The organism is Thiobacillus sp., assembly GCF_013693775.1.
Taxonomy (GTDB): domain Bacteria; phylum Pseudomonadota; class Gammaproteobacteria; order Burkholderiales; family Thiobacillaceae; genus Thiobacillus.
The window spans coordinates 456,944-470,639 of the sequence record NZ_CP059257.1 but is presented as its reverse complement, the minus strand read 5'-3'; the positions used below and the strand labels follow the sequence as shown (position 1 = coordinate 470,639).

Sequence of the window (13,696 nt, the reverse complement as noted above, 5' to 3'; positions counted from 1 at the left end):
CGGCTACAATCCGCGCTCAGTTTAAGGAAGATGCAATGAAACCACTCACGCCCGCCCAGCGGCAATTCCTCAAGGGCCTGGCCCACAGCCGCCAGCCGGTGGTCATGATCGGTAACCAGGGGCTGACCGCAGCCGTATTGAAGGAAATCGAACGCGGACTCGATGCGCACGAACTGATCAAGATCAAGGCGGCCAGCGACGAGCCGGACACGCGTCGCGCCTGGTTGGAGACAATCTGTACAGCCACAGGGGCCGCGCCGGTGCAACAGATCGGCAAGATATTGGTGATTTATCGCTCTGCCGGCAAGCCTGTGATCGTCCTGCCGGGTTGAAATCTGTCTGAAGGGACTTATTTCGCCAGCCCCGAGCGCCAGACCAGCAACAGCCCCAACGCACTCTGAATCAGATAAAGAATGCTCGATACCCCATGCCAGCGGGCAAAGCGGTCGGCAAACACGCTTTGCATCACGGCATGCGGCATGGCCTGATCCTTCAGACTCTGCATGATGGGCTGGATGCCGAAGTGGCCGGCCAGCGTCAATGCCAGCATCAGCGCCACCGCCCAGAAAAACAAGGTTTTCAGCGCCGCGGCGCCATCGCGGGCAAACCGGTAGATCAGCAGGTAGGCCGCGGCGGCGATACCGATCCACGCCATCACCGCAAACAGCCGGCCGGCCAGCATCCCGGCCAGCTGCTTGTCGCCCAGATTGGCGAACATTAGCGGCGCGGCGACGTAGCCGGTCGCCCACATGCCGCCGATCCACAGGACCAGTAATCCGCCGGCAAGACCGTCCCAGAAACGGCGCATGCTATTTGTACAGGACGTCCAGCACTTCGTACTGGCGTACGCCAGCGGGTGCCTGGACATCCACGCTGTCGCCCGCATATTTTCCGATCAGCGCGCGGGCGATGGGAGACGAGACTGAAATTTTGCCCTGTTTGATGTCCGCCTCGTCGTCGCCGACAATCTGATACGTGACGGGTTCGCCCGATTCGACGTCTTCCAGTTCGACCGTCGCGCCGAATACGATGCGGCCGTCTGCATCCAGCGTGGTCGGGTCGATGATCTGCGCGTTCGACAGCTTGCCTTCCAGTTCGGCGATGCGGCCTTCGATGAATCCCTGTTTTTCCTTGGCGGCGTCGTATTCGGCGTTCTCCGACAGGTCGCCCTGGGCGCGCGCCTCGGCGATCGCCTGGATCACAGCGGGGCGTTCCACACTTTTCAGGTGTTGCAATTCAACGCGCAGCTTCTCGGCGCCGACGACGGTGAGGGAAATTTGTTCACAAGCTTGCCTCTAGATCAGTGCAGCCGCTGATGCAGCGACTGCAGGGAATACACTTTCAGTTCGTTGCCGTGCTGCATGCCCATGCAGGCGGCGCGCNNGCCGGCCAGCGTGGTGAAGTACACGACCCGCCGCGCCAGCGCTTCGGCACGGATGGCATAGGAATCCTTCACCGCCTTCTTGTCTTCGACCACGTTGACGATGAAGTCGATGTCGCCGTTCTTGATCATGTCGACGATATGCGGGCGGCCTTCCTTGACTTTGTTGACGATCGCCACCGGGATGCCGGCCGACTCGATCGCCTGCGCCGTACCGCGGGTGGCGACCACGCTGAAGCCCAAGTCGTGCAGCATCTGTGCCACCTCGATCACGGCGTCACGATCGCCCGAACGCACGCTAACAAACGCGCGCCCGCCCGGCTTGGGCAGTTCGGAGCTCGACGCCAGCTGCGACTTGACGAAGGCCTCGCCGAAATTGTCGCCCACCCCNATGACTTCGCCCGTCGATTTCATTTCCGGGCCAAGAATGGTGTCCACACCGGGGAACTTGCGGAACGGAAAGACCGCTTCCTTCACCGAGAAATACGGGGGNATGATTTCCTTCTCGAACGCCTGCGTCTTCAGCGAGATCCCCGCCATCGCGCGGGCGGCGATCTTCGCCAGTGGCGCGCCGATCGCCTTGGACACATAAGGCACGGTACGCGAGGCACGCGGGTTCACCTCCAGCACATACACGACGTCGCCCTGGATCGCGAACTGAACGTTCATCAGGCCAACGACTTTCAGTGCTTTCGCCATCGCCACCGTCTGGCGGCGCAACTCGTCCTGCACCTCCTGCGACAAGCTGTACGGCGGCAGCGAGCAGGCCGAATCGCCCGAATGCACGCCGGCCTGCTCGATGTGCTGCATGATGCCGCCGATCACCACCTGCTCACCGTCGGACAGCGCGTCGACATCGACCTCGATGGCGTCGTTGAGGAAGCGGTCGAGCAGCACTGGCGACTTGTTCGACACCTTGACCGCCTCGGTCATGTAGCGGCGCAGGTCGGCCTCCTCGCGCACGATCTCCATGGCGCGGCCGCCCAACACATAGGAGGGACGCACCACCAGCGGGTAGCCGATTTCCTCGGCCATGCGGATCGCGCTGTCGGGATTGCGCGCGGTGCGGTTGGGCGGCTGCTTCAGGCCCAGATCGTGCAGCATCTGCTGGAAACGCTCACGATCTTCGGCCGCATCGATCATGTCGGGACTGGTGCCGATGATGGGGACACCGTTGCGCTCCAGGTCGCGCGCCAGCTTCAGCGGCGTCTGGCCGCCATACTGCACGATCACGCCGAAGGGCTTCTCGATGTGCACGATTTCCAGCACGTCTTCCAACGTCAGCGGCTCGAAATACAATCGGTCTGACGTGTCGTAGTCGGTCGACACGGTCTCCGGGTTGCAGTTGACCATGATGGTCTCGAAGCCGTTTTCGCGCAGCGCCAGGGCGGCGTGCACGCAGCAGTAGTCGAACTCGATACCCTGGCCGATGCGGTTCGGCCCGCCACCGAGCACCATGATCTTCTTGGCATCGGTCGGGTGCGCCTCGCACTCTTCCTCGTAGGTCGAGTACATATAGGCCGTCTGCGTAGCAAACTCGGCCGCGCAGGTGTCGACCCGCTTATACACCGGGTGCAATGCCAGTTCGTGGCGGCGCGCACGCACCGCATGCTGGTCGGTATTCAGCAGCCGGGCCAGGCGACGGTCGGAGAAGCCGGCGCGTTTCAGTTCGCGCAGTTCGTCGCGGCCGAGGTCAATCAGCGCCCGTCCGTCCAGCGAGGTTTCCAGCTCGATCAGGCCCTGGATCTGGTCGAGGAACCACGGGTCGATTTTCGACACCGCATGGATTTCCGCGAGGCTCATACCGACGCGGAAGGCATCGCCCACGTACCAGATGCGCTCGGGGCCGGGCGACATCAGCTCGGCTTCGATCTCATCGCGGTCGGTGGTCTTGGGATCGAAACCGTCGACGCCGACTTCCAGCCCGCGCAGGGCTTTCTGCAGCGATTCCTGGAAGCTGCGGCCCATCGCCATCACCTCGCCCACCGATTTCATCTGCGTGGTCAGACGGTCGTCGGCTTGCGGGAATTTCTCGAACGCGAAGCGCGGCACCTTGGTGACGACATAGTCGATCGATGGCTCGAACGAGGCCGGGGTCGCGCCGCCGGTGATGTCGTTCTGCAATTCGTCGAGCGTGTAGCCTACCGCCAGCTTGGCCGCCACCTTGGCGATCGGGAAGCCGGTCGCCTTGGACGCCAGCGCGCTTGAGCGCGATACGCGCGGGTTCATTTCGATCACCACCATGCGGCCATCGGCCGGGTTGATGGAGAACTGCACGTTGGAGCCGCCGGTGTCCACGCCGATCTCGCGCAGCACCGCGAGGCTCGCGTTGCGCATGATCTGGTATTCCTTGTCGGTCAAGGTCTGTGCCGGCGCGACCGTGATCGAATCGCCGGTATGGACGCCCATCGGATCGAAGTTCTCGATCGAGCAGACGATGATGCAGTTGTCCTTGCTGTCGCGCACCACCTCCATCTCGTATTCCTTCCAGCCGAGCAGCGATTCCTCGATCAGCAACTCGTGCGTGGGCGACGCTTCCAGGCCGCGCTCGCAGATGGCGACAAACTCTTCCTTGTTGTAGGCGATACCGCCGCCCGAACCACCCATGGTGAACGACGGCCGGATGATGGTCGGAAAACCGAGGGCGGCCTGCACCTGCAGCGCTTCCTCCATGCTATGGGCGATCGACGAACGCGCCGAGCCGAGCCCAAGCTTGGTCATCGCCGCCTTGAATTTCTCACGGTCCTCGGCCTTGTCGATGGCGTCCTTCGACGCGCCAATCATCTCGACGCCGTATTTTTCCAGCACGCCATGCTTGGCCAGGTCGAGTGCGCAATTGAGCGCGGTCTGCCCGCCCATGGTCGGCAACAGCGCGTCGGGACGTTCCTTCTCGATGATCTTCTCGACCACCTGCCAGGAAATCGGCTCGATGTAGGTGACGTCGGCCATGTCCGGATCGGTCATGATCGTCGCCGGGTTGCTGTTGACGAGGATGACTTTGTAGCCTTCCTCACGCAACGCCTTGCACGCCTGCGCGCCGGAATAGTCGAATTCACACGCCTGCCCGATGACGATGGGGCCGGCGCCGATGATGAGAATGCTTTTTAGATCACTGCGCCTGGGCATAATTAGTGTACTGGGGCATGGTCAGCCATCAGCTGAATAAATCGGTCGAACAAATAACTCATGTCGTGCGGGCCGGGACTGGCTTCCGGGTGGCCCTGGAAACTGAACACGGGGGCATCGGTACGGGCCAGCCCCTGCAGCGAACCGTCGAACAAGGAAACGTGGGTGCTGCGCAAGGTGGCCGGCAGGGTCGCCGCATCCACCGCGAAGCCATGATTCTGGCTGGTGATCGCCACCCGGCCGCTCTCGAGATCCTTCACAGGGTGGTTGGCGCCGTGGTGGCCAAACTTCATCTTGACGGTCTTGGCGCCAGAAGCGAGCGCAAGCAATTGATGCCCCAGACAGATGCCGAACGTGGGAATCTTCGCCGCCACCAGTTCGCCGATCGCCCGGATCGCGTAATCGCACGGTTCCGGATCGCCCGGGCCGTTGGAGAGGAAAATGCCGTCCGGCTTCAATGCCAGCGCTTCGGCAGCGGTGGCCGTGGCCGGTAGCACGGTGAGACGGCAGCCGCGCTCGGCCAGCATTCGCAGGATATTGCGCTTGACGCCGTAATCGAAAGCCACCACATGGAAACGCGGCGTGGCCTGCTGGCCGTAGCCGCGCCCCAGCTTCCATTCGGTCTCGTTCCATTCATAGGCTTCCGACACGCTCACCACCTTGGCCAGATCCATGCCGGCCAGGCCCGGGAAGGCCCGCGCGGCTTCGAGCGCCTTGGCTTCGTCCACCGCGCCTGCCATGACGCAGCCGTTTTGTGCCCCCTTTTCGCGCAGGACGCGGGTCAGCCGCCGCGTATCGATGTCGGCGATCGCCACGATGTTCTGGCTCTTGAGGTAGTCGGCCAGGGACTGGCCGGCGCGGAAATTCGAATGCAGGCGTGGCAGGTCGCGCACAACCAGACCTGCCGCATGAATGCGGTCCGACTCGACGTCCTCGGCATTGACACCGGTATTGCCGATATGCGGATAGGTCAGCGTCACGATCTGGCGCGAGTACGAGGGGTCAGTGAGAATTTCCTGATAGCCGGTCAATGCGGTGTTGAAGACCACTTCACCGGTTGTGATGCCGTCGGCGCCGATGGACAGGCCGCGAAATACCGAACCGTCAGCTAGAACAAGGATGGCGGGCTGGGCACGTGACAAGGAGGACTCCGCAAGACGAATGAGCGCGACGTATGTAACAAAATTCAGGCGAGCCGCTTGCGCGAACCCGCCTGAACTTGAATGCCGCAATTATAGTCGATTCGCGACCCGGCTTCAATGCTTAAGCACGCTTTCCCGCGCGCCTGTCGCCCCGTTCAGGGCTGCAGATGATCCAGGCCGCCATCCATGTCGAGTTCGGTCAATTCGGTGAAGCCGCCGATGCAGGTGCCGTCGACGACAATCTGCGGTACGGTGCGCGCACCGTTGGTGACGACGGCGAACTCCTTCATCGCCTCGCGGTCGAGATCGATGCGGACTTCGTCGTAGCCGATGCCGCGCTTGTCGAGAAAGGCCTTGGCCTTGACGCAAATGGGACAGGTACCGGTACTGTAGACCTTGACGGCATTCATGGTGCGTTCCTAATTAAAGCGGTTAATTCAGATTCAATACGTCGCGCATGTCGTACAGGCCTGGCGCGCGGCCCTGCAGCCACTTGGCGGCACGCAGCGCGCCCTGGGCGAAGGTGGCGCGGCTGCTGGCCTTGTGGGTGAGCTCGACGCGCTCGCCGATGCCGGCGAACAGCAGCGTGTGATCGCCGACGATATCGCCGCCGCGCACGGTAGCGAAGCCGATGGTCTTGGGGTCGCGTTCGCCGGTGACACCCTCGCGCCCATAGACGGCGCAACTCGCCAGGTCGCGGTCGATCGCCCGTGCAACTGTCTGCCCCAGGCCCAGTGCGGTACCGGAGGGCGCATCAATCTTGTGGCGATGATGCGCTTCGATGATTTCGATGTCGTAGCCATCCTGCAGCACCTGGGCAGCGAGTTCGGCCAGCTTCATCAGAAGGTTTACGCCGACGCTCATATTGGGCGCGAACACGACGGGAATCCGCTGCGCCGCCGCCGCAATACGCGCTTTTCCGGCCTCGTCGAAGCCGGTGGTGCCGATGACCAGCGGCACGCCGGCCTCGACGCAGGCATCGAGATAACCGAAGGTGGCCTCGGGGCGGGTGAAGTCGATCAGCGCATGCATCCCGTGCAGGGCAGCGGCGGGCTGATCCGTCACCCGCACTCCGCTGGCCGCGCCCCAGGCGGCGCCCGCATCCTGTCCAACCAATGGACTGCCGGGACGGTCGATGGCTGCACCAAGCGTACAGCCGGGATCGGCCTCCACCGCTTCGAGCAGGGCACGCCCCATCCGTCCGGATACGCCGGCAAGGGCAATCCGCACGCTCACGGCTGGCCACCTTTCAGGGTCGACAGCACTTTTTCCTCCACGATCACCCAGCGGCCGTCGCGTTCGATCATGCGCAGCTGCTTGACAGTAGTGTCGTGATACGTGCCTGAGCGGTAGTACTGCTTGAAGTTCACCGTGGCGGCCCCNTCGCCGGTCCGTTCGATCGAAGGCGAATCGATTCTCACCTCGATGCGGCCCGTTCCGCTCAGCATCTTGCGCTTGCGTGCCTCCCAGGCAGCACGGCTGCCACCCTCCGGAACGAAGCTGGCGTCATACGCCGCAAAGTAGGCTGCGCTGTCGTGCTGCATCCAGGCATCGGCCCAGGCATGCACCGATTTCAGTACCGGATCGTCGCTGGCTGCTGCTGCATGAGGCTCGGGAAAAGGCGGTACGGCATCCGGCTTGATCTGCGACACGTCGGTTTCCGACTTCAGGCTCAGTTCGGGAACCGGACGGGGATCGACATAGGCCGGTGCATCCTTCGGGCTCGGCAACGGCGGCACGATGCTGGTTTCGGATGCCGGTGGCTCGGGTTCGGCCCGGGCCGCCTGTGCGGCAGGCGCCGCGACGGGCGCGGCGGCCACCCATGCAGGTGCGGTCGGTGCCTGGGCTGGCTGGGCAGCAACTGCTGCAGGCCGGGTTACGGGTTCTTCGGCTGACGCCACCGCAGCAGGGGCCGGCATCGCCGCAGGCATGGATGCGGGCTGTCGCTCTGGCTCAACGGCCGGCGGGGCGGGCTGTGCCGACGGTTCAGGCAAGTCGCCCTCGATGCGTGCCAGTGTATCGCCCTCGAAGATCAGGGTGATGTGCTTTTGCTCGGTCAGTCTTCCTGCCTTGTAATAGAGGTACACGTAATCCCAGCGGTCGGTACGGAACGGATCGACGATCAGCGGCGTACCGAGAAGAAAGCGGACTTGGGAACGATTCAGCCCCGTCTTCAGGCGCGCGACGTTTTCCTGGTCGAGCGCATTACCCTGCTGCACATCGATGTGGTGGGGACCGATGTGAAGGCTGGAACAGCCCGCAAGCAGGCTTAAAAGCAGGGCAGAAATCAGGAATTGACGCATAGCCAGGAAACCGGAAAGGTTTGGGCGGTTGGAAAACGTATCATAGCGTATTCGCGTTCCCGTTCTGGAGACCCCATTGAGCAATCCGTCCGATCTCAAGAACATCGGCCTCAAAGCCACACTGCCGCGCCTGAAGATCCTCGATTTGTTCGAGCAGAGCAACAAGCGACACATGACTGCCGAAGAGGTGTATCGCCTGCTCTCCGATGAAGGCCAGGATATTGGCCTCGCCACCGTCTACCGCGTGCTGACCCAGTTCGAGCAGGCTGGCTTGCTGATGCGGCATCATTTCGACAGCGACAAGGCCGTGTTCGAACTCAACCAGGGCGATCACCACGACCACCTGGTCTGCCTGCAGTGCGGCAAAGTCGAAGAGTTCTACGACAGCGAAATCGAGAAACGCCAAACGCGCATCGCCAAGGAACGGGGATTTGCCATCCACGACCATTCGCTGCAGATCTACGCCGACTGCATCAAGGAAAACTGCCCCAACCGCAAACCAACCGAGTCGCGTCACCGGACATAAGGTTCGACCGCCGCGCACAGCTCGGCCACACCTTCGATCAGGCGCGGCGTGGGACGGTGCAGGCGATCCGCATCCACCCGGACGAAAGCCTGGTTTCTCACGGCAGGCAGGCGCGTGAAGTGCTGCCATACCCGGCGCATGTCGGGTGCATCGGTGCCACCCACGATCAGCGCCGGCGCGCGCTGCAGCACGGCTTCGCGCGACACCACAGGCGACAACGCCTGCAGGTCGGCAAACACGTTGCGTACGCCGCATAGCGCCAGCGCATCGGTGATCCAGTGCGTACCTCCCACCGTCATCAGCGGACGGTCCCATACCTGGTAGAACACGCCGACCGGCGGCTTCTGGCCGGGCCGGACCCGCAGCGCCGCCAGTTGTGCCGAATAATCCCGTGCTGCCGCCTCCCCTTCCCCGGCATGGCCGCTCACCTGGCCGATCAGGCGCAACAGGCGTGCCACGTCATCGAGCCGGGCCGCCTGGGTCTGCAATACAGGAATGTCCATCTGTTTCAGGCGATGAATGTCTGCCGCCCGGTTGCCGCCCACCCAGACAACGACCAGATCGGGCTTCAGCGCCAGGATGCGCTCGAAGTTGATGCGGCTGAAATCGCCGACACGCGGCAGTGACTGTGCCGCTTTCGGATAATCGCTGGCGGCATCCACGCCCACCACCTGCGATCCGGCGCCCACGGCAAACAGCAGCTCGGTGAGATGCGGCGCCAGCGAGACGATACGCTGGGGCGGCCGGCTGAATTCAAGCGTCTGTCCATCATCGTCGTGCAGGCGAAGGGTTGCGGCCTGCGCGGACGCGGCTATCAGCAGGCACAGACCCAGGAAGCCGCGACGGATCACCGCGGGGTGAGACTGCCGCCGTGAAAGACCAGGCTCGCGCGATCGCCGTCGAAACGCAGACGGGTCAGCCCGGCATTCGCCACTTCGATGCGGTAGGCATGCGCCAGCGGCACATGCAGCGCCCAGGCAAATGCCATCCGGATCACTCCGGCATGCCCGACCAGCAGCACATGCTCATCGGGATGCTGGGCCAGAATGGCGGCCAGTGCGGCAGCCACCCGGCCATGAAATTCGGCCAGCGGTTCCGCTCCTTCCGGGCGCGCATTCACGGGATCATGCTTGAAGCGCGCCACGGCACCGGGGGCATCCTGCTCGATTTCGGCAGCGGATCGCCCCTCCCATACGCCGAACCCGACTTCCGCCAGCCGCTCGTCTAGCGTCAGCAACAGGCCATGGCGGTCAGCCAGGATTTCGGCGAAGGCACGGCAGCGCTGCAAGGGCGACGACACGATGCGGGTCCAGGGCGCAATGTCGCCCACGGCCGCATGCATCTGCGCCCAGCCTTTCTCCGACAGCGGATCATCGACCTGCCCGCGATATTTGCGGCCGCCGACAGGTTCGCCGTGACGCAGCAAATCCAGTGTGGTGGTCACGCCAGCAGCACCAGATTGTCGCGATGGATCATTTCCGGCTCGTCCATGTAGCCCAATTCAGCCTCGATCGCGCTGCTCGGTTTGCCGGCAATACGGCGCGCTTCGCTGGCGCTGTAATTGACCAGGCCGCGTGCGATTTCGTGGCCGTCCGTGTCGACGATCGCCACCACCTCGCCGCGCTCGAATTCGCCGGTGATCCCTTTCACGCCAACCGGCAACAGGCTNCTGCCGTCTTCGCGCAGCGCCCGCACCGCTCCGTCGTCGAGCACCACACCGCCGCGCAGCTGCAGATGATCGGCCAGCCACTGCCGCCGCGCCGCAAGCGGCGCCTGCCGCGCCACCAGCTGGCTGCCAATCGCTTCCCCNTCTGCCAGTCGTAGCAGCACGCCCTCCTCGCGCCCGCTGCAGATCACCGTATGCGCNGCGCGCGCCGCGCGCTTGGCGGCAAGGATCTTGGTCAGCATGCCGCCGGTACCGACGTTGCTGCCCGCCCCACCCGCCATGCGCTCGAGACCGGGATCGCCGGCGTGGGCATCCATCACCAGCGTGGCGTCGGGATGCTTGCGCGGGTCGGCGGTATAGAGCCCGGGCTGATCGGTGAGGATGACAAGGCAGTCGGCCTCGATCAGATTGGTCACCAGCGCGCCGAGCGTGTCGTTGTCGCCGAGGCGGATTTCGTCGGTGGCGACGGTGTCGTTCTCGTTGATGATCGGCACCACTCTCAATTCCAGCAAGGTCCGCAAGGTCGAGCGTGCATTGAGGTAGCGCGTACGGTCGGCCAGATCTTCGTGGGTGAGCAGCACCTGGGCCGCGTGAAGATCGTGCGTGCGGAAGATCGATTCGTATGCCTGCACCAGCCCCATCTGCCCCACGGCGGCGGCGGCCTGCAATTCGTTGACGGCCTTCGGACGCTTCTTCCAGCCCAATCGCGCGATACCCTCCGCAATCGCGCCCGAGGACACCAGCACCACTTCCTTACCCTGCGCGGCCAGCGCGGCAATCTGCTCGGCCCAGCGCGACAGCGCGGCGTGGTCGAGACCGCGTCCTTCGGCAGTGACCAGGCTGGAACCGACCTTGACGACGATGCGCCGCGCGTGCTTCACCACGGACTGCATCAGTAGCCCCTGCGCCGCAGTCTTTCCACAGCCTCCTTGGCATTGCGGACATTGATGCCGTCGGGGCAGAAATAATCCTCGTACAGGGCCTTGTGATACGACAGCAACGAACGCACCCGGATGCTTTCCCATTGGGCGTTGCGCGCCTTCGACCAGCTACCGTCGTCGTGGCCATAGGCATACAGGCGGCGCTCGCCGGTTTCGCAGCGCAGTCCTTCGTACGAAACGTTCTTCGCCCCACCGGCCGCTTCGATCACCACGGTGTAGCGCACCACCTTGTCGGAACCGACACTGATCGAATCGGCGTCGATAAAGAATTTGTTGCGGGTCGCCGACGACACATCGAACGGTATGAGTTTGTCGGGCTTGGGATAGGGCGGCAACTGGGCCGCCACTTCGACCCAGGGTTTGTCCTGATCGAACTCGTGATCGAAATCCAGCCATTCGGCATGGACGGCAAACGGCAGGCACAGGAGCAGAGCAAGCAGGATTTTCATGCCCGGCATTTTATTGCTTCGACAGCGGGATGTCTTCAAGAAAGATGCCCGTCGTCGCGGCAATGCGCAGGGCAGACTCGAGATCAAACGAGCGGCTTGCGGATCCGTTCGGGTGCAGCATAGCCGCACCGGCCCAAGGCGATGACCAGCGCCGGCACCTCGCCTGCCGGCAGACCAACGGCAGTTGCCAGCGCAGATGCGTCATACCCTCCGATCGGACAGCTTCCGAGCCCCATGTGCGCCGCCTGCAACAGCATCTGCGCAGCCGCAAAATTGCACTGCCCCTGTGCCCACTCCGCCATGGATTCGGCACGGTAGAGTGACCGATAGGCGGAATAAATCGGTTCGGCATCCTGGCCTCGGGCTTCCGCTGTAAAACGCGCCCGCACATAGTTCGAGTCCGGCTCGAGCGCTGCAACCAGCGCCACGATCACGACCAGCGCCGCAGCCGTCGTCGCTGCAGGCTGGCCATAACAGGCCTGCGCAACCGCGGCCCGGCCTGCCGCGTCAGTCACGACGATGAAGCGCCATGGCTCCAGGCCGAATGCCGAAGGCGCCAACCGGCCCGCCTCCAGCACCCAGTCCAGTTCATCCGTCGATACAGGTTTGCCCTCGGCAAACTCGTGGCAGGCGTAACGCTGTTGAATCGCATCGTTCAGCGTGTTCGGCATCAAGATACCTCCATGGCAATCATGCTTAACCATAGTCCATGGGACGCGCTTCCCCGGACCGCGAATGAACAGGCTTGCATGGCCGGCATGCGTATGCTTCCGGGAATAGCCGGTCCGCACTGGGATACAATCCGGCACACTTCAATCGCTCCTCGCGAAGCATCGAGATGTTACCTCCCGCACTCAAACGTTACGCTTGGCTCTCCATCGCCGCCGCCCTCGCCACCATCGTGCTCAAGGGCATGGCCTGGTGGCTCACCGGTTCGGTCGGCCTGCTCTCCGACGCGCTCGAGTCCTTCGTCAACCTGGCAGGCGCGATGATGGCGCTTGCCATGCTGTCGCTGGCTTCCCAGCCTGCCGACGATAATCATGCGCACGGGCACGGCAAGGCGGAATATTTCTCCAGCGCATTCGAGGGCTTTCTCATTCTCCTTGCCGCAGTCGGCATCGCGTACGCCGCCCTCGAGCGGCTGTTCAATCCGCAGCCGCTCGAGACGGTCGGGATCGGTCTCGGGGTATCAGTGGCCGCGTCGATCATCAACCTTGCCACCGCGCGCATCCTCATGGGCGTCGGCCGCAAATACAAATCGATCACGCTGGAGGCCGACGCGCATCACCTGCTCACCGACGTCTGGACCTCGGTGGGTGTCATTGCGGGCGTCGCCCTGGTATGGGCGACCGGCTGGCTGTGGCTCGACCCCGTGATCGCCCTGCTGGTCGCGCTCAACATCGTGTGGACCGGCTGGCAGCTGCTGCAGCGCTCGGCGGCAGGCCTGATGGATGTCTCGCTGCCGGAGGAAGAGGTCCGGGCGATCGAGCGCATTCTGGACCGCTACCGTCAGGAAGGGATGGAATTTCACGCCCTTCGCACGCGCCAGGCCGGCACCCGCGCTTTCGTCTCCTTCCATCTGCTGGTGCCGGGTGTCTGGACCGTCCAGCACGGCCACGACTGGTCGGAACGCATCGAGGCCGACATCCGCGCCGCGGTCGAGCACGCCCACATCACCACCCATCTCGAACCGAAGGAAGATCCGATTTCCCTGGCCGACCAGGACCTGGATCGCTGACCAGGCACTGCGCTCGATGATGGGCTCGCAGCCAGCCGTCACGCAGCCAATTTCCGCCGCCAGGCCCGGTACACCCAGCCATACGCCGCCAGGTTGACCAGCACCACCAGCCCACCCAACGCCTGCTGCAACGGGACGCTCAGGTGTTCAGGGTAAAGGACCGGCAACAGGTAACGTTCGACGAAATCGCCGCCGTAGGGCGTTCCACCGCCGACTGTGCGCAAGTGATTTTCAAGCGGCGTCAGGGGACAGATCCCGCCGCTCAACTCGATATAGGCACCCCAAGAGACGGCAGGCAGGTGCAGCACGAGCAATCGGGGCCAGCGTGCGAGCAGGAACCCGCCTGTCATGACGAAGGCGACGAACAGCAGATGCGCCAGCACCAGAATATCGGCAAGGATCAAGGCCAATCCGCCTTCCATGC

General features: G+C 63.6%; 16 protein-coding genes. 3 read left to right on the top strand and 13 right to left on the bottom strand.

All coding sequences use genetic code 11. The features are described from left to right. Nucleotides 1–35: 35 nt before the first annotated feature. Nucleotides 36–332 (top strand): YhbY family RNA-binding protein, encoded by a 297-nt coding sequence (locus tag HZY77_RS02365; RefSeq protein WP_296818352.1) that lies wholly within the window; start codon nt 36–38, stop codon nt 330–332. Nucleotides 333–349: 17 nt separating this feature from the next. On the opposite strand, the gene HZY77_RS02360 is transcribed toward HZY77_RS02365, so the two are convergent. The 7 genes from HZY77_RS02360 to HZY77_RS02330 all read right to left on the bottom strand — a co-directional run bounded on the left by HZY77_RS02360 (nt 350) and on the right by HZY77_RS02330 (nt 7,952). Further along, nucleotides 350–808, bottom strand: a complete 459-nt coding sequence (locus HZY77_RS02360) for a DUF4149 domain-containing protein (RefSeq protein ID WP_296818349.1) — start codon at nt 806–808, stop codon at nt 350–352. Nucleotide 809: 1 nt separating this feature from the next. Then, nucleotides 810–1,277, bottom strand: a complete 468-nt coding sequence (gene greA / locus HZY77_RS02355; protein WP_296820786.1) for a transcription elongation factor GreA — start codon at nt 1,275–1,277, stop codon at nt 810–812. 23 nt (nt 1,278–1,300) lie between these two features. Further along, nucleotides 1,301–4,507: a carbamoyl-phosphate synthase large subunit gene (gene carB / locus HZY77_RS02350; RefSeq protein WP_296818346.1), complete on the bottom strand. Its 3,207-nt coding sequence runs from the start codon at nt 4,505–4,507 to the stop codon at nt 1,301–1,303. Between the two features lie 2 nt (nt 4,508–4,509). After that, complete coding sequence (gene carA, locus HZY77_RS02345; protein WP_296818344.1) at nt 4,510–5,649, bottom strand: glutamine-hydrolyzing carbamoyl-phosphate synthase small subunit; 1,140 nt, start codon at nt 5,647–5,649, stop codon at nt 4,510–4,512. A gap of 155 nt (nt 5,650–5,804) precedes the next feature. After that, nucleotides 5,805–6,059, bottom strand: a complete 255-nt coding sequence (locus tag HZY77_RS02340) for a glutaredoxin domain-containing protein (RefSeq protein WP_296631690.1) — start codon at nt 6,057–6,059, stop codon at nt 5,805–5,807. 22 nt (nt 6,060–6,081) lie between these two features. Beyond that, entirely contained in the window at nt 6,082–6,885 is an 804-nt protein-coding gene (gene dapB / locus HZY77_RS02335) for a 4-hydroxy-tetrahydrodipicolinate reductase (protein WP_296818340.1), read from the bottom strand. Continuing rightward, nucleotides 6,882–7,952: an outer membrane protein assembly factor BamE gene (locus tag HZY77_RS02330; protein WP_296818338.1), complete on the bottom strand. Its 1,071-nt coding sequence runs from the start codon at nt 7,950–7,952 to the stop codon at nt 6,882–6,884. The genes dapB and HZY77_RS02330 overlap by 4 nt, the downstream gene beginning before the upstream one ends. A gap of 76 nt (nt 7,953–8,028) precedes the next feature. Here HZY77_RS02330 and fur point away from each other — a divergent pair, with 76 nt between their 5' ends. Continuing rightward, complete coding sequence (gene fur / locus HZY77_RS02325) at nt 8,029–8,478, top strand: ferric iron uptake transcriptional regulator (protein WP_296771055.1); 450 nt, start codon at nt 8,029–8,031, stop codon at nt 8,476–8,478. Here fur and HZY77_RS02320 read toward each other — a convergent pair. The 5 genes from HZY77_RS02320 to HZY77_RS02300 form a co-directional block, all read right to left on the bottom strand. Beyond that, a complete protein-coding gene (locus HZY77_RS02320; protein WP_296818336.1) occupies nt 8,466–9,329 on the bottom strand; it encodes a cobalamin-binding protein in 864 nt (287 codons plus the stop codon). The two genes, fur and HZY77_RS02320, sit on opposite strands and share 13 nt — an antisense overlap. After that, nucleotides 9,326–9,922 carry a histidine phosphatase family protein gene (locus HZY77_RS02315; RefSeq protein WP_296818334.1) on the bottom strand — a complete coding sequence of 199 codons (597 nt, stop codon included), beginning with the start codon at nt 9,920–9,922 and terminating at the stop codon, nt 9,326–9,328. The genes HZY77_RS02320 and HZY77_RS02315 overlap by 4 nt, the downstream gene beginning before the upstream one ends. Next, entirely contained in the window at nt 9,919–11,037 is a 1,119-nt protein-coding gene (gene proB, locus HZY77_RS02310) for a glutamate 5-kinase (protein WP_296818332.1), read from the bottom strand. The genes HZY77_RS02315 and proB overlap by 4 nt, the downstream gene beginning before the upstream one ends. Continuing rightward, nucleotides 11,037–11,534, bottom strand: coding sequence for a CNP1-like family protein (locus HZY77_RS02305; protein ID WP_296818330.1), 498 nt, complete (start codon nt 11,532–11,534; stop codon nt 11,037–11,039). Before HZY77_RS02305 ends, proB begins: the two co-directional genes overlap by 1 nt. A gap of 83 nt (nt 11,535–11,617) precedes the next feature. Next, a complete protein-coding gene (locus HZY77_RS02300; RefSeq protein WP_296818328.1) occupies nt 11,618–12,205 on the bottom strand; it encodes a nitroreductase family protein in 588 nt (195 codons plus the stop codon). A 167-nt stretch (nt 12,206–12,372) separates the two neighbouring features. Here HZY77_RS02300 and HZY77_RS02295 point away from each other — a divergent pair, with 167 nt between their 5' ends. After that, nucleotides 12,373–13,272 (top strand): cation diffusion facilitator family transporter, encoded by a 900-nt coding sequence (locus HZY77_RS02295; RefSeq protein ID WP_296818326.1) that lies wholly within the window; start codon nt 12,373–12,375, stop codon nt 13,270–13,272. A gap of 38 nt (nt 13,273–13,310) precedes the next feature. Here the strand turns inward: HZY77_RS02295 and HZY77_RS02290 are convergent, their stop codons facing one another. Beyond that, entirely contained in the window at nt 13,311–13,694 is a 384-nt protein-coding gene (locus tag HZY77_RS02290; RefSeq protein WP_296818325.1) for a DUF2784 domain-containing protein, read from the bottom strand. Nucleotides 13,695–13,696 lie beyond the last annotated feature (2 nt).

Excerpts from the sequence above, each read along its gene's own strand:
- HZY77_RS02365 (WP_296818352.1), top strand. The coding sequence starts at position 36 with ATGAAACCACTCACGCCCGCCCAGCGGCAATTCCTCAAGGGCCTGGCC.
- HZY77_RS02360 (WP_296818349.1), bottom strand. The coding sequence starts at position 808 with ATGCGCCGTTTCTGGGACGGTCTTGCCGGCGGATTACTGGTCCTGTGG.
- HZY77_RS02340 (WP_296631690.1), bottom strand. The coding sequence starts at position 6,059 with ATGAATGCCGTCAAGGTCTACAGTACCGGTACCTGTCCCATTTGCGTC.
- HZY77_RS02305 (WP_296818330.1), bottom strand. The coding sequence starts at position 11,534 with ATGAAAATCCTGCTTGCTCTGCTCCTGTGCCTGCCGTTTGCCGTCCAT.
- HZY77_RS02300 (WP_296818328.1), bottom strand. The coding sequence starts at position 12,205 with ATGCCGAACACGCTGAACGATGCGATTCAACAGCGTTACGCCTGCCAC.
- HZY77_RS02295 (WP_296818326.1), top strand. The coding sequence starts at position 12,373 with ATGTTACCTCCCGCACTCAAACGTTACGCTTGGCTCTCCATCGCCGCC.
- HZY77_RS02290 (WP_296818325.1), bottom strand. The coding sequence starts at position 13,694 with ATGGAAGGCGGATTGGCCTTGATCCTTGCCGATATTCTGGTGCTGGCG.